The following is a 19,425-nucleotide window of genomic DNA, read 5'->3' as shown; positions in this document are numbered from 1 at the left end:
ATTATTGGTTGTTAAATTCGTGGTAGGCCGCATCAATTTCAGCGGCATATTCTGGTAATAGATTTTTAAATTTCTTGATCGTCGTGCCGAGGGGAGCAAAGCTGGCTCCTCCTGCAGCATTTTTGTGGCCACCGCCTCTGAAGTGAGACTTACAGATTTGCTGTACGTCCATTGCTCCCTTAGAGCGGAGCGACATCTTAACGATGGTTGGCTGTTCGTGAATGAACGCCGCAATCATCATTCCCGGCATGCGGAGAACGTAGTTCACGATACCTTCGGTATCTCCGCGCTGAATGTCAAAATGTTTGTAGTCTTCTTTGGAGAGCCACAATATACCTGTACGGAACTCGGGAAGGATCTCCATGTTCACCAGGCAATGACCAAGAATGCGCAGCTGCTTCTCGGTCATGCTGTTCCAGATGTTGTCCTGAATCTTGTAGTCGTCGGCTCCGGCTTCCAGAAGTTTGGCGACGGTGCGGAACAGAGCGGGGGAGGTGCTGAATTTGAAACCACCCGTGTCGGTAACGATGCCGGTGTACAGGCACTCAGCGATCTCTGGTGTCACCCAGCCGGCGTGGCCAAGGTCAGCGATGAATTTGTAGACCATCTCGCAGGTTGAACTGGAGGACGGGTCAGAGAACATGAAATCGGCGATAGGCTCAGGGAAAAGGTGATGGTCGATCATGATGCGGGGACGGGAGTCTTTGTCCAGTCCGGCGGCCACTTTGTCTATTCGGTCAAATGAATTGAGATCGAGAATAAAAAAGATGCCTGCATTGTCGATCGCCTTGCGGGCCAGCTCTTCTTCATCGTCATATATGATGATGTCGCTTACATCGGGCAGGAAAGCAAGAAAGTCTGGATAATCCGAAGGAAGAACAACTTTTACCTGATGCCCCTGGCTTTGCAGGTAATGGAAGAGGCCAAGGCTCGACCCGACAGCATCGCCATCCGGATTACGGTGACTGAAGATAACAACATCTTTCGGGCTGGCGAGCAGCGCTTTGACTTCATCTATGTTTGGTTCCATACAGGGGGTTCTTTCGCAAAAGACGGGCAAAGGTAGTCATTTAGTCAGTCAGTTATGTAGTCTTTGCGGTAGCAGGAACAGGTAATCATCAGTATTGGTGGTTTCTGAAGTAGTAGTTGTTGAATTATTAAATGCGTGCGGCGATTTTACGTTGCTGTTCGAGACTGTTCAGCTTAAGCACTCCTGATATTGGGTGCCTGAGTAAAAGACTAATTAACTACCTTTGCGGCCTCAAACCATAAAAACCAAAATTAACTATGGCTACCAACCGCACTTTCACCATGATTAAGCCCGACGCAGTTCGTAACGGACACATCGGTGCTATCCTCGAGCAAATCAACGCAGGAGGCTTCAAGATCGTGGCAATGAAGTACACCAAACTCAGCGCTGAAAAGGCTGGAGAATTCTACGCCGTTCACGCTGAGCGTCCGTTCTACGGCGAACTCGTTGAGTTCATGAGCAGCGGCCCCATCGTTGCGGCTATCCTGGAAAAAGACAACGCTGTTGCCGATTTCCGTACCCTGATCGGTGCGACCAACCCCGCTGATGCTGCCGAAGGCACCATCCGTAAGCGTTTCGCTACCAGCATCGGCGAGAACGCCGTTCACGGTTCTGACAGCGACGAGAATGCAGCCATCGAAGGCAGCTTCCACTTTGCCGGCACTGACGTGTTTGCATAAACCGTAAGGATCTGAAACCAGAAGTCATGAACCAGAAGACTATATCTCTGACTTCATGACTTCTGGTCCCTTGGCCCCTAAGCCCTGTTTCCTCTTAACCATTATGGACTTTTCTTCTCTCCGGATCCTCGTCCTTGGCGACGTAATGATTGATCGGTACCTGGACGGTAAGGTCGAGCGCATCAGCCCTGAAGCGCCGGTACCCGTTATGCGGTTGAGCGATGAAGAAAACAGACTGGGAGGAGCAGCCAACGTAGCGTTGAACCTGAAGGCCCTCGGCGCCACACCGTTGTTGGCGGGCCTGGTTGGCGACGACGCCAACGGCGTCGTTTTCCGGGAACTGATGGAAGGGCTTGGCCTTTCCTCCGATTTGATCGTTACCGACCCGGATCGCTGCACGACCGTCAAGACGAGGCTGGTAGCTGGAGGACAACAGCTTATGCGGGTCGACCGCGAGGATACGCACGACGTTCAGGGCGCGGCCGCAGGTGCACTGCAAGACGCGGTGAAAGCAATGCTGGCTGAGGGCTCCGTCGACCTCCTGTTGTTTCAGGACTACAACAAAGGCGTGCTCTCCGCCGATGTGATCAGGAGCGTTATTGCGCTCACGCAGGAACACAATGTTCCGACCGCGGTAGACCCCAAAGACCGCAACTTTATGGCTTTTACGGACTGTACACTCTTCAAGCCAAACCTCCGGGAAATACAGCAGCAGGTAGACTTTCCCGTTCGTCCTGTACTGGAGGACCTGGATAAGGCCGCCAACGTACTATTTGACCGCCTGCAATGCTCGGCGGTGATGATTACGCTTAGCGAACATGGCATCTACGTCAGCGCCGGAAAAAAATCCGCTATTTACCCGACCGACGCCAAAAAAGTCCGCGACGTGAGCGGAGCCGGGGACACCGTAATTTCCGTTGCCGCTTGTGGCCTCGCCGCAGGTATGTCGTTGGAGGATATCGCAAAGCTTTCTAATAAGGCTGGTGCTCAGGTGATTGCGAAGAGCGGGGTAGTAGCTGTTGATCTGGAAGGTTTAAAGTAGCCTCTTGAAGGGAACCTCCTTTACTATTCAAAATTTGTTGTGCGCACAATGGAGTGCAAAGACGAAAATCGGAAAGCCCGATTTAACGCGGCTTTCGCCGGATTAAAAGTATTGGTCAGCTACCGCTCCTTGCCCCTAAGCAACATTCATCCGGATGATACCAAACCACACAATTGCTGCCCAGCCCCAAAGCACAAAACCGTAGATGCACCGCAAAACGATAACGGAAGAAACGTGCGCCTCGAGAAAATGCCAGGCAAAACCCGCCAGGATAAAGCCGAAGGACCACATCATGCCCGCCATAATCATAGCTGGCCAAACCCAGTCTCCTTGCCAATCGTTCAGGGCGGGGTAGGCCCGAAACAAAAAGGATACCGGGTAGTACAAAGCAGCACCTAAAATCCCCATACTCACGAAGCCAAGGATGAAACTGCCGACAAACCCAATGGCGGAAAATTTCGTGGCGTAGGTTAGGTTAGTCCAGAATTCTACCATTATTGTTCAGGCTTTAGGATCATCCATCCTCCTTTCTCTTCTTCGGTATAAAGGCGGAAGCTGTCTCCGTAGGGAGGCTGCAGGATTTCGGATCGTTGCGTGCCAAGGTAGCCAACTACGGTGACTTTTACGGGCACCTGGTCTTCCCAGTCGGGCGAGAGGTTCACCTGGCCGGCTGATGGGAGGTATATCAGGTAACTCCCTTCGCCGTCCGTAGCGGCCATGGCCGCGGTATTGTCTTCCTGTAACAATCCGGGGGCGGGCCTCAATTCGTGGAACTTAAGGTGCCGCTCCACCACTCTGATGCCCCTGATACTGGCCTGTGCCAAACCGTTCAACCCGTTCCCGTTGGGCTTGGGACGATGGAAGGCGACGCTGGCCCCCTGCAGAATGCTTTGGTTAAAGGCAGCAACACTAATGCGCCTTTGCGGCACAATCCCGGCGTTGACGTTGGCTACCCGGCCCTGCTCCCGGGCATCAGCTTCGATGTATTTGGCCCAGTAGACCATCCAGGGGATGAGCGTGTTCTCGGGTACCTGAACGTTGTAGATGACGTTATGGGCAAACAGCGTTGCGGAAAGAAGCTGGTCGACAAAAAGAGTTTGCGTCGCTATGGTTTCAACGTAAATGTCTTTATATCCCATCGAGCCGGGTACAGTTCTGAAGAAAGGGTGTTCTCCTTCCAGATAATCCTTGCCAAGATAATCGAGTGCTCCGGCCCAAATGGTACTGTCCCACATAGTACTGATGTTATCGAGGTCCCAGACTGTTATCTCGACAACGACGCCTTTGGCCTCCGCGTAGCGGACAAACTCTTCGAGTTTGCTCCAGTAATCTTTCGCTCCGGCGGATGAACTGTCGGCCGCAAAAACGGGCGGGGCCTGCGGCCCGCTGAAGGCAGGTAGCGAAATCCGGATGTAATTGCCTCCTGCTTTATGAAGGTAGTTGAGGTCTTCTTTCCAGTTGTCTTCCAGGAAAGGAGCTTCGAAACTGCTACCACCGAGGAGCAGTTCGGGGTTTTCTCCGTCCCAGCTCCACCAATTTACGTCGCCCTGCCAGGGCTGAAGCATTCGCTCCGAAGTGCTGGCGGAGGGTTCGTCGGGAATTTCCGTGGCGGAGCAAGCGGTGAACAGAAATAACGAAAGAAGGAAGAGAAAAAAGTTACGGATCATAGCAGGTTGTAGGATGCAAGGTAGGGATGATCTGGTGGGCGGTGGGGCGTAGACCAAAACTACTGGACAGGCAAAAAGTTGGAAGAGGCCGCGAGGTGGCAGAGTTTCGCTCCGGTAATCTTTATCGATTTAATTATGCTATTGGAGGTTGCTGTTTTTGCTTGTTGCCAGATTGGGTTGAGAAGGCCGGGTTCACGGTAAACAGGCTACCAGCGTTTGAAAAACCGTTGTAACAACGACCGAGACTCAGTGATGATACTGGCTTCGCCTTCCATGAGCGGGCCGGGCTCGAGGTGGTTACCGGTAGTGGTGTTCAGTTCGTTAGGGAAGGTGACTTCCACCGTGGTGATGCCGCCGGTTGGCAGGCGTCCGATGCTGATGACTTCGCCCTCAACGGAGCCGTACTCGAGGTAAGGATAGCTATCGAAGCGGACGAGGACACGCTGGCCAACGGCCACCGCTCCCGAGCCTTTATTGGGCAGGTCGATCCGGCCGATGATGCCGCCGGCGTTGGCTGGCAGGACCATGCCGATGCTTGTGCCGCGCAGGAGGGTCCGCCCCGGGCGGATGTCGCGCTGTAGGAGAACCAGCCCATCCACCGGGCTGGTGATAGTGTAATTGTTCTCCCAGCCGGCTACGGCTGCTTTCAGGCCGTCGTAAGCATTGCGGAGGTCTTCTCCGGCCTGATTGAGGCTGCTGGGCAGGCCGCCGCGGTAGCTGTCGATCTGGTTGCGCATCAACTCGATATCGAAGCTTGCAGCACGGACTTCACTGCGGCTGGCGTTGAGTTCATCTTCGGTTCGTTCAACGTTACGGCGGGCGGTGATGAGCCCGGAACGGTTGTCTACTCCGTCCGTATTGAGTTGTTCTTCCTGTTCGAGTTTGGCGCGGTTTCGTACCAGCCGGTCTTCCAGCCGGCTCTGGAGCTGGCGTTGTTCGCGGATGAAACGCTCCTGGCGGGTGATCCGGCTTTCCAGCTCTCTGGTAGTGAGTCCATCTAGCCGGCGGTCGCGCAGATTGCGGTACATCTCCTGTTTCTCCTGTAGCTCATACACCGCCTCCTGAATCTCGCCGAGGTTCCAGTTGGGGGGGATGAAGAAGTTGGAAAGGCCGGCATCGGATTGATCCTGATTGGAACTGAGGCGTTCGGAGAGTTCAAAAACATCATCGAAGGTAGCAAGGCTGCGGGCAACCATAAGAACTTCGCGCGCACGCACTGAGTCTTCGTGCGCAACGAGAAGGCGTGCAATAGGGAAGTCGTCGGGGGCTTCCAGTGGCCGTGGCGGATCAATGGTGGTGAGTACAAGGTCGCCGGTAACCGTGTCGGGGTACTCATACAGATAGCTGATCAGTGCCAGGCCAAAGATGCACACCACCATAAAGATGGTGCCGTAGAGTGTTATCCAGGACGGAGGCCTGTTGATGATTTCCTCCATGTCCTGGCTCCGGGGAGCGTACTGCCAGTCTTGTTTTGTTTCCTGCATGGCCTGGTTTTGGCTGGAGATGTAAAGTAAAGCAATTTAAGTAAAGCAAACTGCCAGCTGCGGGACGATAGAATTGTGGCCTACTGGAGCCGTATGCTAATATCTGTAAACGACGGTGTACAAAGCATGTTGCCACTTTGTCGGCAAGCAGTATGAGCAGAAGGACTTCCCTTTTTCTTACCGGACTCCTTGAACCTCTCACTGCACCTGCGTTCGCGCCAGATGAGAACCGGGGCGCCTGATCGTTGCATCAGTTTCCCAGAAGGGTTTGGTTCCTGACCAACCGGAAATAGTTAGACCGGGTAGCCATGAGTTCGCGGTGGCTGCCCTGCTCGACGATTTCGCCGTCGTTAACGACGATGATGTGATCGGCCCGCTCGAAAGTGGAGTGGCGGTGGGCAACGATAACGATCGTTGAACCCTCCATGTACTCAAAAAGCTCATCCATGATCGTTACCTCTGTGAAGGCGTTGAGCCCGGTGGTGGCTTCGTCGAGAAAGAGGTACTTCGGCTGGTGGTAGATAGCGCGGGCAATCAGCAGGCGTTGCTGCTGCCCCCGGCTGAGCCCGGCTCCGGCTTCTCCGATGATGGTTCCGTAGCCCTGCGGTAAACGATCGATGAATCGTTCTATCTGGGCAATTTTTACGGCCCGGATGAGACGTGCCTGATCGATGTATTCCTCGCCCAGGGCGATGTTTCTGGCGATAGTGTCACTGAAGATGTAGCCATCCTGTGAAACGACACCTGATATCGACCTCCAGAACGTTTTGTTGAGGGTGGAGAGATTGGTGCCGCCTACCATGATTTCTCCCTCGCTGGGCGTATAGAAGCCTTGCAACAGCTTGAGCAAGGTAGACTTTCCGCTGCCTGAGGTGCCAACGATGGCAGTTACTTTTCCCGCAGGGATGATGGCATTGATGTTGCGCAGCACCTGAGGAGCATTGGGCAGGTTGTAGTGAAAGCCAACCTCTTTGAGCTGAATGTTTCCGTTGCCGGGCACCACACTCAACCGGTGGTTCGTGTCTTGTTCGTCCGACTTATTGTGGATCTCGTTCATCCGTTCAAGACTGATCATACTTTCGCGGTAACCACGGACGAACTCGGTGAAGTCTTCGATCGGACTGTCGAGCTGGGCCAGAATGTAGTGAATAGCCACGAGTGTCCCGATGCTGAGCTGGCCCTGCAAAACAGCAGTCGCCGCTACCAGTGTGATCATTAGGTTCTTCAGCTGATTAATGGCCGTACCACCGGTGGTTTGCCACTGGTTGATATGACTGAGGCGTACTCTGGTGCGGTACTGCCCCGAACGCTTCCGTTCCCAGGCCCAGCGTTTTTGCCGCGCGGCGTTACCCTGTTTTATTTCCTGCATACCGTCGATGATCTCCATCAACTGCTCTTTACCGGCCGCGCTTTGCTCGAACAGCTTGAAGTCGAGGTCGCGCTTGCGACTTTCCTGATAGCTGACCCACAAAACATTGAGCAACGTGCCGGTAAGAAAGATGAAAAACAGCGTTGTACTCCACAGCGCGAGCACGACGGCAAAAGCCACGAAATTGATCATGCTGAAGACCCTGACAAGCGTGGGGCCCGTCAGGAAATTCTGAAGCCGCTCGTGGTCATTGATGCGTTGCAGCAGATCGCCCCGGCTGCGGCTATCGAAGAACTCGAGGGGCAATTGGGTTAGTTTCTTGATGTAATCGCTTACCAGGCCAACATTGACGCGCCCCCCGATGTGCAACATGATGTAGCGGCGCAGAGCGCCGAGCAGGGTAGTAGAAAGCAATAAAACACCCTGGGCGATGACCACGAGAACGATGAAGTTGTAATCGTCATGGACGATGCCGAAGTCTACCATGTTCTTCAGCAGGTAGGGCATCACGATCTGAAGCATGCTGGCCAGCAACAGACCGGCACCGAACTGCCAGAGCAGGCCGCTGTAGTTGCGGAAGTATTCGGCAACGTAGGTCCAGCTGCTTTTATCGATGCCTTCGCGGTCTTTGGCGAAAAAGTCAGGCGTACTTTCCAGTACGAGTACGTTACCGATCGGGCGTCCGTTAGGCTGTTGTGTGGTGGCCCAGTGCTGACGGAAATCAGAACGGCTCAACTCCATTTTTCCGAAAGCAGGATCGGGATTGGCAACAAAGTAGCGCCCGTTACGAACGCGGTGAAGAACAACAAAATGCTCTTCGTCCCAGGGAAGGATACAGGGCAGCGGAATTTCTTCTTCCAGCTGGTCTAGGGTCACGGGGAGGGCAAGGGTCTGCAGGCCAATGGCCTCAGCGCCTTCACTGATCCCCAGCAAACTGACCCCCTCGCGGCTGATGCGTGTTTTTTCGCGCAAGTGCTCCAGGCTGTAATAACGGCCGTGGTGACGTGCTACCATCCGCAGACAGGCAGCACCGCAATCCATTTCCTCGAGTTGCTGATAATAGGTAAACCCTAACATATTGATGTAAAGATAACGTGTTTTTAGCGATATGTTATTGTCTGGGTTTTAGAAGGACAAATTGCCGCTCCTGAGTAATCATATACACGGTGGTCTCTTACGCTTTCTGCGGGCGCGGCCGCGGGTGCAATAAATGCTTTTGAGGCAAGGAGGCTTTAGCTAGCTTCCCAAACGCTCGCCGGAGAGATGCCTGCCATCTATCGGTTGCATCTGTTCAGAGCTGTCTGCTTAAAGAGTGATTCGTATGTTGTTAACCTACTTTACCGTAACATCAAAGCCAGAATAACCGTAGTTTTAGGTGTATTTTGTGATCAACACGTCGCCTACTGCTTTGGGCCCTCCAGGCGGGATGCCGGGAGAGAATTTTGTATCCGTAACTCACACGAAAATTATTTAAACCGACGTAAATCAAATAGAGATGAAAGTTACCGCCGAGAAAAATGAGAAAGTAGCTGAAATGATATTTGGCTCCATTTATCCACATTACTTAAAAAGGGTGGAGAAGAATGGCAGGACAAAACAAGAAATCGATCAGGTTTTAGGATGGTTTACCGGCCTTGATGAAAAAGAATTACAGACACTTATCGACGAAAAAGTAACCTTCAGAACCTTCTTTCAAAAAGCTACAATACACCCCAACGCCGGTCTCATTAAAGGCGTGGTCTGCGGGTACCGTATTGAGGAGATCGAAGACGAGTTCGAAGTGTACAAGCAATGCAGACGTATGGAAAAGCTGATCGATGAATTGGCAAGAGGCAGAAAGATGGAAAAGATACTACGGGAAGTAAAATGATAAAGAATAAGAAAGCCAAATGGATCGTGAGGGGAATACTGCTCGTAGGGACACTAGTTTCGTTGTATTTCGTTCCGTGGATTCTGGTAAAGGTGTGGATTCTGCCAATCCCTGATACCGTTCAAGAGCAAGTAGACGAGGCAATCGGACACGGATTTGACGGGATGATTGTTTACGTAGACCAGGCCGGGAAGCCACCAGCATTTTATACCGGTGGCTGGAAGGACAGAAAAGAGAAGATACCTGCCGACCCGGAATCATTGTTCAAAATAGCCAGCATCAGCAAGCTGTACACGGCTGTGGCGGCCACTAAGTTGGTCAGGGAAAATCGTTTGGATTTTGATAAGTCACTGGCAGATTACCTTCCGGAATTAAAGGGGCGGATCGAAAATTCAGAGAAAATCACCCTAAGGATGATGATTCAGCATCGGTCCGGAATTCCAAATTTTACGGACGATCCTGCTTACTGGGTCAATGAGCAGGAAAACAGCAAAGACGCCCTGAATTTCGCTCTCGATCTGCCAGCAGAGTTTAAGCCGGATCAGGGATATGGTTATTCAAACACTAATTATCTACTCCTCAGAAGGATTATGGACAACGTTCTGGGCTACAATCATCATGAGTACATCAAGGCTGAAATCCTCGTTCTCCTTAAGTTGGAAAATACCTTCTTCTCGACTTCTGAGGTAAACTTAGACGACGTTATGAGCGGATATTACGTAGGTGACGATGATGATTTCAAGGAGAATGAAAACGGAATGCTGGCCACGGCAGAAGATGTGGGTAGGTTCTTGCGCGCCCTGAACGACGGGTCAGTATTCGAAGAAGGAGAACAGGAGATATATCCCTATGAATACAATCATGGAGGTCTGGTGGTCGGTTACCAGAGCCTCGCAGCGTACCATAAGGACATCGACGCAGTCGTTGTGCAGTTCATCAATACTACCGACTTTAATGGTTACGAATGGAACCTTTCGGAAATTGTGTTCAGTCGAATTGTAAAAATTCTACGCAGGAATAGTTAGCTGTAGCAGGATGAAAAAACTCAGCTTGGAGTGTGACGATATTTGCTGGCTGGTCCACTAGCCTTCGCCCCAGATCCGCCATCCGGCTTCTGCCTGGTGCACCAGCATTCGTATCCCGGCTCCGGTGCCTGCTCCGGCCGCTGCGGCCTTTTGCAGGAACAGGGTAGGGTTCGGGTTGTACACGAGGTCATAACAGAAATGTGCTGGCCCCAGCGCTTCGTAGGGGAGGTCCGGGCAGGCGTCTGCGTTGGGGTACATGCCCAGTGGAGTTGTATTTACGATAATGTGGTAGTCCTGAATGAGCGCGGGGCTAAGGTCGGAGTAAGTGATCCGGTTTTTGCCCGCAGAACGACTTACGGCCTGAGTGGTAACGCCCAACTCCTGCAGGGCTTCGTGTACGGCCAGAGACGCACCGCCGGTGCCAAGCACCAGCGCGTTGGTTTCTTTGAGGAAGGTTTCCAGCAGGTCTTCGTCGTGGGGGAGGCCATAAGCGTGTTCGGTCCAGTTGTACTCCCGCAGAAATTCCAGTAAGTCGGTTTGGAAGGCGAGGTAATCGGTGTTATACCCGGTCAGCGTTCCGTCTTTTTCGATGCGGATGCAGTTCACTGCCCCGATGTTCTTCGCAGCAGGATCCAGGCGATCGAGGTAAGGGATCACGTTCTGCTTATGCGGGATAGTAACATTGATGCCCTTAAGGTCGGGGTGTTGAGCCCGCAGGTCGTCGAAGCCCTTAAAGTCTTCTATGGCGAAGTTCAGGTACTGATGCGTATCCGCAAGGCCAAGCTTGGTGAACTTCTCGGTGAAATGGCCCTGGCTGAAGGAGTGGGAAAGAGGGAAGCCAATTAGTCCGTAGGTCATTGAAAGTTTAGTTCTGTGTTCTCTTTTGTTGGTGTGCTTCGGAGGTACTTCGTGCAGTCGATTGAGAGGTGCACCAAAACGAGTGCATCACAAGAAACACGATTATATTGATTCTGCCGGTGGCAATACTTCGTAGACTCCAACTTCTAAAAGCTCAGCCTGGCACCTGCGGCCGCGCCTTAAACTTCTTCCAGTACTTCAACTTCCTCTTCTACGGGAGGAGCAAAACGGTCCATCACGTAAACGATGGCGAGACCAGCGAGGAAAGCAAGAATAACACCCACGAGGAAGGTGGAGTCACCTTCGTACGATGCGGGGAGGACGGGCTTTTGCAACAACGGAACCTCTTCGCCCGAACTGTCGATGCGCGTGGAGAGCACGTTTTGCCATGGCCACAGCGTACGCAATGAACCGAGCATGAAACCAGTCAGTAAAGCCATGGTCTGGTTCGGGAATGTCTTGAATGTGTAGGTGATGACCCGGCTGAAAACAGCGAGACCCGCCAGGCAGCCAAACGCGAAGATGGCGACGGTCAGCAAGGCTCCCGTATCCCCTCCGGCCATATTCCGAACAGCTGTAAATACCGGAGTGTACATACCCAGCAAAAGAAGAATGAATGAGCCAGAAATGCCGGGTAAAATCAGTGCCGAAATAGCGATCATACCCGCAAGAAACACCAGCACAGGGCTGGTACTTCCCGCCATCGGGTTAATGGTAGTTAGCCAGAAAGCAAAGGCTGTGCCGAAGATGAGCAGCGCAATTGCCGCAAAACTCCACTGTGTGATTTGTTTACCAATGTAAACCGCCGAAGCGATGATGAGCCCGAAGAAAAAGGCCCAGACCACCGGAGGGTAAAGTTCCAGCAATTCTGTAATCGAGAATACCGCAATGCCCAGGCCGACTACCATCCCGATGCCCAGTTGCAGGATAAAACCGCCGTCGGCAGCCTTCCAGGCAGCTGCTATACCTTCTTTGCGCAATGCTCCCAATACCCTGGGACCGAGGATGCCTCCGATAGCTTCCAGTAAGCGGGCATAAATGCCGGTGATGAAGGCAATGGTACCGCCACTGACACCGGGTATGGCTTCCGCCATTCCCATGGCCATGCCTTTTAGAATTGTTGATATACTCATTTATCTTCTGGTCTTGAGGTCTGAAAAGTGCTATTGTCCGCTCGAGTTTCAGAGGGACGCAGTTTTTACGTTTCCTCCGGGCTCTGTTTGCCAGACTTTATCATTGCTTTACCGCTTCGTACATGGCTTCGATCTCAGCGAGATTGAAAGTACCGTCGAATGCATTTTGGAAAACGAACTCCTGGTCGCCCTGGTAGATAATGTACCGGAACCCGTAGAGAGAAGTGGAGTCAATCATATTCTGGAAGATAAACCCGTCCTCTTCTTCCCGGACGATGCTCTCGAAATAACGATTGTCACGGACAAGGTCCAACTGTTCGGCTTTAAGTTTGGCCATGTCGTTGGATGCCGCCCTGCTGGCAAGCACCTGGACGGAGTAACGATCGTCTGCGCTCTTGATCGTGACGTCTTGCATTATTCCGGAGAGGTTAGTGGCAGAGACTTTCGCACTGTCGGGTGCGGCAATCGTCACGGGGATGTTGTACTTCATCAGGTCAAGTGGTTTCCACTTGCCGGCATCGGAATCGGCACCGCATGAAAACAGAACGAGGGTAAGAAACATTGAGCAGAGGATGCGCATAGGTTGGTTTTTTTGCTCCGCAAAACTAGGTTACCCCGCGGCATTAACGGGCATTTCCGGAAATATTATTGGCAATGGCCACATTGTTGGACGTTTTTGGTTCTCTCTCCGCTGCGCCTCAGGCGCAGCTTGCTGGAAAGGACGGAGGCTGAGGTGGAAAATCAGAATGTGGGTAATGGCCCGACAACGAAGATTTTCCGGGCTCCGAAAAGCCGGCCCAGCCGAACAAAATCAATGCCGACTGCTAATTATTCTTTAGTTGTTTGTAAATTTGCACTTTCCCAACAAAACAGCCAATGATTCAACGCCTTCACATCCGCAATTACGCGATCATCGAAGAACTCCAGCTCGATTTTGCGGAGGGCCTGAGCATCATTACCGGCGAAACCGGTGCCGGCAAATCTATTGTTCTTGGAGCTTTGAGCCTCATTTTGGGGGGAAGGGCCGACGGCAAGACGCTTTTTGATACCGGTAAAAAGTGTATCATAGAAGGACGATTCAATATCTCTGCCTACAACCTCAAAGCTTTCTTCGAGGAGCAGGACCTGGATTACGATACCGAGTTGATCATACGTCGGGAGATTACGCCCTCGGGTAAAAGCCGTGCCTTCGTGAACGATACGCCGGCCAACCTGAAAGTGTTGCAGCAACTGGGCAATACGTTGATTGATCTGCACCAGCAGTTCGATACGCTTTATATCAACAACGCTGAGTTTCAGCTGGAACTGTTGGATGCGCTGGCTCGGCAGCGGGATGCAGTGGCCGTTTATCGGAAGCAGTACGCCACACTGCAGGCCAATCGTCGCCGTCTCAACCAGCTCAACGAGGAAGCTGCTCAGGCGCGTCGCGAGCAGGAGTTCATCGAGTTTCAGGTCAATGAGTTCGATGAAGCCGCCCTCCTCGCCGGAGAGCAGGAAGAACTGGAAGGTGAGCGCCACCGCCTGAGTAACGCCGATGAGATCAAGCAACTCACGAACGGTGTGTTTCATTATCTCTCCGAAGACGACAATGCCGTAACGGACCAACTCCTCTCCATCGGGCATAAGCTTCTGCCGCTCGCTGCCGGAGACCCTAAACTCAAAGACATCTACGACCGATTCGAGGGTATCCGCCTCGAGTTGGATGAGGTCGCATCGGACCTCGAAGCCTTCGGCGACGATACTGAGGTCAACCCGGAACGACTCGAAGAAGTGGAGGAACGTATCAATCTCATCTACCGCCTTCAGAATAAGCACTCGGTAACCTCCGTCGGGGAGTTACTGGCTATCTATGAGGAGCTTTCCGGTCGTCTGGGCCATTTCGCTGATCTTGGTGGAGAGATCGAGAAACTGACCGCGGAGCAGAAAACGATTACTGAAGCACTGCAAAAGTCAGGTCTTCAGTTGCGCAAGGGCCGCAAGAAAGTGGCTCCTCAATTCGGAAAGCAGGTTCAGGAGCAACTCGCTGAGCTCAGCATGGAAAATGCTCAGCTCGTGGTCGACTTCAAGGAACTCGCGGAGCCGGGACCACACGGTCTCGATGACGTACAATTCCTTTTCAGCGCCAACAAAGGCGGAAGACTCCAGACCATCAAAGCCGCCGCTTCGGGCGGAGAAATGAGCCGTTTGGCACTGGTGACAAAGTCCCTCGTCGCTTCAGCGATGGAACTGCCTACCCTCATTTTCGATGAAATTGACTCCGGAGTATCCGGAGACGTAGCCCAGAAAATGGGTAAGATCCTGACCGATCTCAGCCAGCATCATCAGGTCGTGGTCATCACGCACAGCCCGCAGGTGGCCAGCCGTGCCGATCGCCATTACTTCGTGTACAAGCAAGACCACGACGATGCGGCCCGGACCATCACAAAGGTGCGCGAACTCAACCAGGAAGAGCGCATCCGTAGCATCGCGGTGATGCTGTCGCAGAACCCGCCTTCAGACGGTGCCCTGGAGAACGCCCGGGAACTGGTTGAGGGATAAAAAGCGGTGGAGGAATTGTTAGCCGGTGTGCCGGCGCTGGTTTTCAGTCGCAACCCCTCCACCGGTAGGGTTACCCGGCTACGCCGTTGTCTTTTGCGAGCTGGAAGAACTCGTCGAGGTTAGGCGTGATGACGATCTCGGTGCGACGGTTTTTGGCACGGCCTTCGGCGGTGGTATTATCTCCGCGTGGGTCGAATTCAGCGCGGCCGGAGGCCGAGAGACGGGCGGGATCGACGTAAAATTTGTCGACAAGCTTGCGTACTACCGCAGTGGCGCGGCGGGTAGAAAGTTCCCAGTTGTCCTGAACACCGTTGATGTTAACGGGGACATTGTCGGTATGGCCTTCAACGATGACGTTGAGGTCGCGGTGATCGTTGAGGACCGTGCTGATGTTTTCCAGCACCCGCTCGGCGGTAGCATTTACGCGGGCGGAGCCCGAGTTGAAGAGCATTTTATCGGAGATGCTGACGTGCACCTTACCGCCACGTACTTCGACGTCGATGTCTTCGCCGCCAACATCGTCGAGTGAGCGCTTCAGGTTCATCACCAGCGCCAGGTTGAGGCTGTCTTTGCGCTGAATGGAGGTGTTGAGGTCACGGATGTAGCTCGTTTGGCCACTGATGCTCTGCAGACTTTCACGTATAGAAGTTGCGCCTTCTTTGCTGATTACGGAAAGATCTTCCATGCGGTTAAGCAGGTCTCCGTTGGTGCGTTGAACGCTTTCCAGCTGGGTGGCCAGCATCTCACGTTGCTGTTCACTGGAGCTGAGTTTTACTTCGAGCTCTTTGACCTTAGCCTGATTGCAGGACGTCAGAAACAGCAGGCTGAGCAGTGTGATGGTTAGTGTGGTTCTCATTTCAGTAGTTAGTTTGATCTGGTGAATTAACGCTTTCCGGGGTGTGGTGTTGTGTTTGCCTACCGCACCGGTGCGTCGGTAAGACATTAAAGATTCCGTTTTAGTGGGGTGAATGAGGTCTTAATCGAAGATGACTTCGGTTGCTCCGTACCCGTATTTTTTGTTGTATTCGTTCTTGAACTTACGTACGTATCGGGTTTTGCTCAGGACCTTGTGTACCTCCCGTTTCAGAATGCCGTCGCCGACGCCGTGGATGACGAAAATATTGTCGACGCCGAGCTTAAGTGCCATACTCAGGTAGTTCTCGAAGTGGCGAATCTGGGTGCTGAGCACCTGATCGCGCGGAACTTCTCCAGGGTCGCGGACGAGCGCTTCGAGGTGAAGATCGATGGTGTTTTCGAAATCCATCTTAGCCCGGAGATTGGTCCGGCCTGGCTTCTCCGCAGGTTTTGGAGGGGGATTTTTGGCCATCACTTCGCGGGTCAGTGCTTTAAGGGTGGGGCCTTTGGGCTCGGCAGCAGGTGCCGTGGTCGGTTTTTTGAGTTCCGGGAATACAACGTAGAGATGCGCTTCGCGGTAAAGCTCGGGCACCTCGGTCAGCTTATTGAAAAATTGTTTGCCTTTGATGCTTACTTTTTGAAAATGCCGTGGCCCGGTTCCTCCGGGTATGATGGTGCGCACATCGAGTTCGACGCTCAGTTTTTCGTTGAGCCAGCCGTACTCTACGGGGTCGAGGCGTTTTTTGGTGTTGGGCTCCATCTGGCCTACCTTGATCCACCTGCGGTCGGCATGGGTGAGAACCTTACACTCATAGATGATCTTATGGGGCGTACTGTTGAGCAGATAGACTTCGTAGGCGACGGGCATGGCTTCGTTGCTCAAAACGGTATCGAAAGCAATTTGAACGCCGTTGCCACCCGAGACTTCAGCATTGCTTCTTTGCTGGGGTGGGGGGCTGTGCCGGGGCGGGACGACCCTGGTTTCAGCGGGTTCCAATGCTTCAGTAGGGATAGGTATATGGCCGAGGCCTCCGTCCAGTTTTACCTGAACCAGGTCTCCGGGTAAGAGCTTGGTTACCTCGCCGTAATTCTCGGTGCGCTTCATGCGCACTTTTTGTCCGATTGTAAACTTCATGGTGCGAAGGTAGAGCCCGGGTGGACTAAAGAGGTTGTTTTAATTCACATTGCTTTTGTATGAACCTCCATTGCACCTGCGTCAGCGCCGCCTGAATCAGATTATTGAGCCAGTAACTACTGCTTATTGTCGCAATTACGGCCGGATCAATCTTCGTTTTCCTTCCCGCATATATTCACGGACGTTGAGCCAGAAGGCTGCGAAGAGGTAAAACAGGACCGATGACCCAAGGGAAAGGCAGGAAAGGTAGATGAAATACATGCGAACGCGCCTGCGCTGAATGCCCATACGGTCAGCCATCCAGGCGCACACCCCGAAGGCGACGCGTTCTACCTTATTGCGTAAAATGTCCATGTAGTTAACTTACTTATGCAACGATTTGGAGTTGGTGAATGAGGAGATTTCCTTCATCAGCTCTACGGGCAAGGTAATAATTTTTTTCTCCCGGTAGTTCAAAATCAAGGAGTTTTGAGGCCAATTTTTGGCATCAACCAGCCAGAATCCACCTCTTTTACGGTTTCTCCGGCAAGTTCGCTGAGGCTGAGCGACTCGATTCCGACCCGGATCAGGCGCAGTACCGGCAGGCCGACGGCTGCACACATTTTGCGAACTTGCCGGTTTTTCCCTTCCGTCAGCGTCAGTTCGAGCCAGGCATCGGGTACGCTTTTGCGGTAACGCACCGGCGGAACCCGTTCGGGCAGGTTTTCGGTTTCTTCATCGCTGAGTATCCGGGTTCGTAAAGGAGCGCACTGGTGGGTTTTCCCCTTAGCCCTGATGGTGACGCCGCGCTCCAGTTCCCGTAGCTTTTCGGGATCAGGCACGCCTTCTACTCTCGCCCAGTAAGTACGACCATGTTTGTTTTTAGGGTGCAGCAGGGCTTCGTTCAGCTTACGGTCGTTGGTAAGTATAAGCAGCCCCTCGCTGTCACGATCAAGACGGCCGACGGGGTAAACATCCTTCGGAAACGGGAACAGATCACCAAGCACCCGGTGCCCGGGCGCTTCGCGGGTGAACTGGCTGAGCATCCCGTAGGGCTTGTTGATAAGGTAGTAACATGGCATATGGCGAAGGTAGTTTGCGGATGATCCGAACGTAGGGTTTTAGCGGTACAAGGGGCTTTCCGCTTTCTCCTGCAAACGAACACCACATGATCGCTGGCGGTTTTATTACCAAACCACTCCTGCTAAGTATGTTATTATTTGAAATCTTCGGAATTACTTTTGACCTTGATCCACTTTTTCTTGAGATCAAGAGTTGGTGGACGAGCTTCCTCAAGCTTCTTCCTAATATGCTGCTGGCGATCATCATCGCATTGATCGGTTGGGTGGTCACCCGGTTTCTGAAGAAATACTTCGATAAACTGAGCCGGAAACTGGTGCGGGACGGCAAAATTGCTAACCTGATCAGCACCTTGCTCACTATTCTGGTGGTTGCGATGTTTGGCTTACTGGTCCTTTCGGTACTGCAGCTGGATGGCGCAGTAAACAAAATCGTTGCCGGTGCGGGGGTGGTAGGACTTGCCGTTGGTTTGGCCTTCCAGGACCCGATCCTGAACTTCTTCAGCGGTGTCATCCTTACCGTCCGTTCTTTATTTCGTGTTGGTGACCTCATCGAAGTAGACGGCCATCTCGGTAAGGTCAGAGAGATAACCCTTCGCCACACAGCACTGGAAACCCTACAAGGGCAGGAAGTGATGATTCCGAACAAAATTGTCGCTCAAAGCCCCCTTAAGAATTACGACTTGTTGAAAAAAAGAAGGGTGGATATCGCCTGTGGTGTAAGCTACGGTGACGACCTCGCCAAGGTAAAAGATGTAACCATAAAAGCCATCAAAGACAACGTAGCGCACGACGAGGCTAAAGATGTACAGCTGTTCTTCAACGAGTTCGGCGGTAGTTCGGTCAACTATACCCTGCGGTTTTGGCTCGATCAGCGTAAAACCGGACAGGCTGATTTCCTGGCCGCCCAGAGTGATGCGATCATGGCCATTATGACCGCTTATAACGACAACGATATCATGATTCCGTTCCCGATCCGTACACTCGACTTCGGTATTAAGGGAGGTGAAAAACTCTCCGGGATGTTGAAAGGCATTAATGAAAAAAATATCCAAAAAAAATCTTCAAAATCCAACGGAAGCGAACACGCAATAAACGCTTCCCGTTCTAATAAATAGACGAGGGATTGTAACCTTCGGTAGACTATCACACCTTATCGGACTAACGTCCTTTTTAACCAAAAAAAAACATTTTATTATGAAAATCCGCATTCTCACCCTCACCCTTCTTTTTGCCATTGCAGGTGCTTTTTACAGCTGTGCTGAAAATTCTGACGCCGACCGTGCAACGGATGAAATGGTAAACGAAACACAAAACGCCATGTCCGAAATGGGCGCTGAAATCAAAGACGAGAGCAATGAGCTCGACCGCGAATTCAGAGAAGCCCGTATGAACATCGATGCACGTATGGAAGCCATCGAGGCCGAAATGGAAACTGCATCGGATGATGCCAAGGAAGAGCTCAAGAAAGAATGGGAAGAGCTGGAGTCCTACAGCAATGATCTCGACGATCGCATGAACCGGGTTGGCGACAACATGGAGTCTGGCTGGAAGAACTTCAAAGGCGACGTCAAGAAAGGCTGGAAAGACTTCACCAACGAGTCCAAGCAGTTCCTCAAAGATGTGGAACGCGCCACCGATCCAGAAGGAGACCTTGACTAAAAGGTAAATCTCTTGTGGC

Annotated in this window: 19 protein-coding genes; 7 read left to right on the top strand and 12 right to left on the bottom strand. The window is 52.4% G+C overall.

Annotated features, from left to right (window positions below; all coding sequences use genetic code 11):
• Position 1: 1 nt before the first annotated feature.
• On the bottom strand, positions 2–1,030 hold the full coding sequence (locus FUA23_RS14130; RefSeq protein WP_147931401.1) for a DHH family phosphoesterase: 1,029 nt from the start codon (positions 1,028–1,030) through the stop codon (positions 2–4).
• 257 nt (positions 1,031–1,287) lie between these two features.
• Here FUA23_RS14130 and FUA23_RS14125 point away from each other — a divergent pair, with 257 nt between their 5' ends.
• Both FUA23_RS14125 and FUA23_RS14120 read left to right on the top strand, forming a co-directional pair.
• Positions 1,288–1,710, top strand: a complete 423-nt coding sequence (locus FUA23_RS14125) for a nucleoside-diphosphate kinase (RefSeq protein ID WP_147931400.1) — start codon at positions 1,288–1,290, stop codon at positions 1,708–1,710.
• Between the two features lie 103 nt (positions 1,711–1,813).
• Positions 1,814–2,752 (top strand): bifunctional heptose 7-phosphate kinase/heptose 1-phosphate adenyltransferase, encoded by a 939-nt coding sequence (locus tag FUA23_RS14120; protein ID WP_147931399.1) that lies wholly within the window; start codon positions 1,814–1,816, stop codon positions 2,750–2,752.
• A gap of 135 nt (positions 2,753–2,887) precedes the next feature.
• Here the strand turns inward: FUA23_RS14120 and FUA23_RS14115 are convergent, their stop codons facing one another.
• The 4 genes from FUA23_RS14115 to FUA23_RS14100 all read right to left on the bottom strand — a co-directional run bounded on the left by FUA23_RS14115 (position 2,888) and on the right by FUA23_RS14100 (position 8,349).
• Positions 2,888–3,247 carry a hypothetical protein gene (locus FUA23_RS14115; RefSeq protein ID WP_147931398.1) on the bottom strand — a complete coding sequence of 120 codons (360 nt, stop codon included), beginning with the start codon at positions 3,245–3,247 and terminating at the stop codon, positions 2,888–2,890.
• Positions 3,247–4,419: a hypothetical protein gene (locus tag FUA23_RS14110; RefSeq protein WP_147931397.1), complete on the bottom strand. Its 1,173-nt coding sequence runs from the start codon at positions 4,417–4,419 to the stop codon at positions 3,247–3,249. The genes FUA23_RS14115 and FUA23_RS14110 overlap by 1 nt, the downstream gene beginning before the upstream one ends.
• A 206-nt stretch (positions 4,420–4,625) precedes the next feature.
• Entirely contained in the window at positions 4,626–5,903 is a 1,278-nt protein-coding gene (locus tag FUA23_RS14105; protein WP_147931396.1) for an HlyD family efflux transporter periplasmic adaptor subunit, read from the bottom strand.
• 250 nt (positions 5,904–6,153) lie between these two features.
• Positions 6,154–8,349, bottom strand: coding sequence for a peptidase domain-containing ABC transporter (locus tag FUA23_RS14100; RefSeq protein ID WP_147931395.1), 2,196 nt, complete (start codon positions 8,347–8,349; stop codon positions 6,154–6,156).
• Between the two features lie 418 nt (positions 8,350–8,767).
• Between FUA23_RS14100 and FUA23_RS14095 the strand changes: the two genes are divergently transcribed.
• Positions 8,768–9,142 carry a DUF2200 domain-containing protein gene (locus FUA23_RS14095; protein WP_147931394.1) on the top strand — a complete coding sequence of 125 codons (375 nt, stop codon included), beginning with the start codon at positions 8,768–8,770 and terminating at the stop codon, positions 9,140–9,142.
• Entirely contained in the window at positions 9,139–10,167 is a 1,029-nt protein-coding gene (locus FUA23_RS14090) for a serine hydrolase domain-containing protein (protein ID WP_147931393.1), read from the top strand. The genes FUA23_RS14095 and FUA23_RS14090 overlap by 4 nt, the downstream gene beginning before the upstream one ends.
• A 57-nt stretch (positions 10,168–10,224) precedes the next feature.
• Here the strand turns inward: FUA23_RS14090 and FUA23_RS14085 are convergent, their stop codons facing one another.
• From FUA23_RS14085 to FUA23_RS14075, 3 genes are all read right to left on the bottom strand, one after another.
• Complete coding sequence (locus FUA23_RS14085; RefSeq protein WP_147931392.1) at positions 10,225–11,025, bottom strand: shikimate dehydrogenase family protein; 801 nt, start codon at positions 11,023–11,025, stop codon at positions 10,225–10,227.
• A 179-nt stretch (positions 11,026–11,204) separates the two neighbouring features.
• A complete protein-coding gene (locus FUA23_RS14080) occupies positions 11,205–12,158 on the bottom strand; it encodes a DUF368 domain-containing protein (RefSeq protein ID WP_147931391.1) in 954 nt (317 codons plus the stop codon).
• 100 nt (positions 12,159–12,258) lie between these two features.
• Positions 12,259–12,738, bottom strand: a complete 480-nt coding sequence (locus FUA23_RS14075) for a hypothetical protein (RefSeq protein ID WP_147931390.1) — start codon at positions 12,736–12,738, stop codon at positions 12,259–12,261.
• 296 nt (positions 12,739–13,034) lie between these two features.
• On the opposite strand from FUA23_RS14075, the gene recN reads away from it, so the two are divergent.
• Positions 13,035–14,696 (top strand): DNA repair protein RecN, encoded by a 1,662-nt coding sequence (recN, locus tag FUA23_RS14070; protein WP_147931389.1) that lies wholly within the window; start codon positions 13,035–13,037, stop codon positions 14,694–14,696.
• A gap of 70 nt (positions 14,697–14,766) precedes the next feature.
• On the opposite strand, the gene FUA23_RS14065 is transcribed toward recN, so the two are convergent.
• The 4 genes from FUA23_RS14065 to FUA23_RS14050 form a co-directional block, all read right to left on the bottom strand.
• A complete protein-coding gene (locus FUA23_RS14065; RefSeq protein WP_147931388.1) occupies positions 14,767–15,552 on the bottom strand; it encodes an OmpA/MotB family protein in 786 nt (261 codons plus the stop codon).
• A gap of 120 nt (positions 15,553–15,672) precedes the next feature.
• A complete protein-coding gene (locus FUA23_RS14060; protein ID WP_147931387.1) occupies positions 15,673–16,686 on the bottom strand; it encodes a Smr/MutS family protein in 1,014 nt (337 codons plus the stop codon).
• A 135-nt stretch (positions 16,687–16,821) separates the two neighbouring features.
• Complete coding sequence (locus FUA23_RS14055) at positions 16,822–17,040, bottom strand: PspC domain-containing protein (protein ID WP_147931386.1); 219 nt, start codon at positions 17,038–17,040, stop codon at positions 16,822–16,824.
• Between the two features lie 104 nt (positions 17,041–17,144).
• Entirely contained in the window at positions 17,145–17,747 is a 603-nt protein-coding gene (locus FUA23_RS14050) for a pseudouridine synthase (RefSeq protein ID WP_147931385.1), read from the bottom strand.
• A gap of 128 nt (positions 17,748–17,875) precedes the next feature.
• Between FUA23_RS14050 and FUA23_RS14045 the strand changes: the two genes are divergently transcribed.
• Together FUA23_RS14045 and FUA23_RS14040 are read left to right on the top strand one after the other, a co-directional pair.
• Entirely contained in the window at positions 17,876–18,862 is a 987-nt protein-coding gene (locus FUA23_RS14045) for a mechanosensitive ion channel family protein (RefSeq protein ID WP_147931384.1), read from the top strand.
• A 79-nt stretch (positions 18,863–18,941) separates the two neighbouring features.
• Positions 18,942–19,406: a hypothetical protein gene (locus FUA23_RS14040; RefSeq protein ID WP_147931383.1), complete on the top strand. Its 465-nt coding sequence runs from the start codon at positions 18,942–18,944 to the stop codon at positions 19,404–19,406.
• The last annotated feature ends 19 nt before the right edge of the window (positions 19,407–19,425 follow it).

Origin of the sequence: Neolewinella aurantiaca, from assembly GCF_008014675.1 — a bacterium.
Taxonomy (GTDB): domain Bacteria; phylum Bacteroidota; class Bacteroidia; order Chitinophagales; family Saprospiraceae; genus Neolewinella; species Neolewinella aurantiaca.
This window is presented reverse-complemented; position numbering and strand designations above follow the sequence as displayed.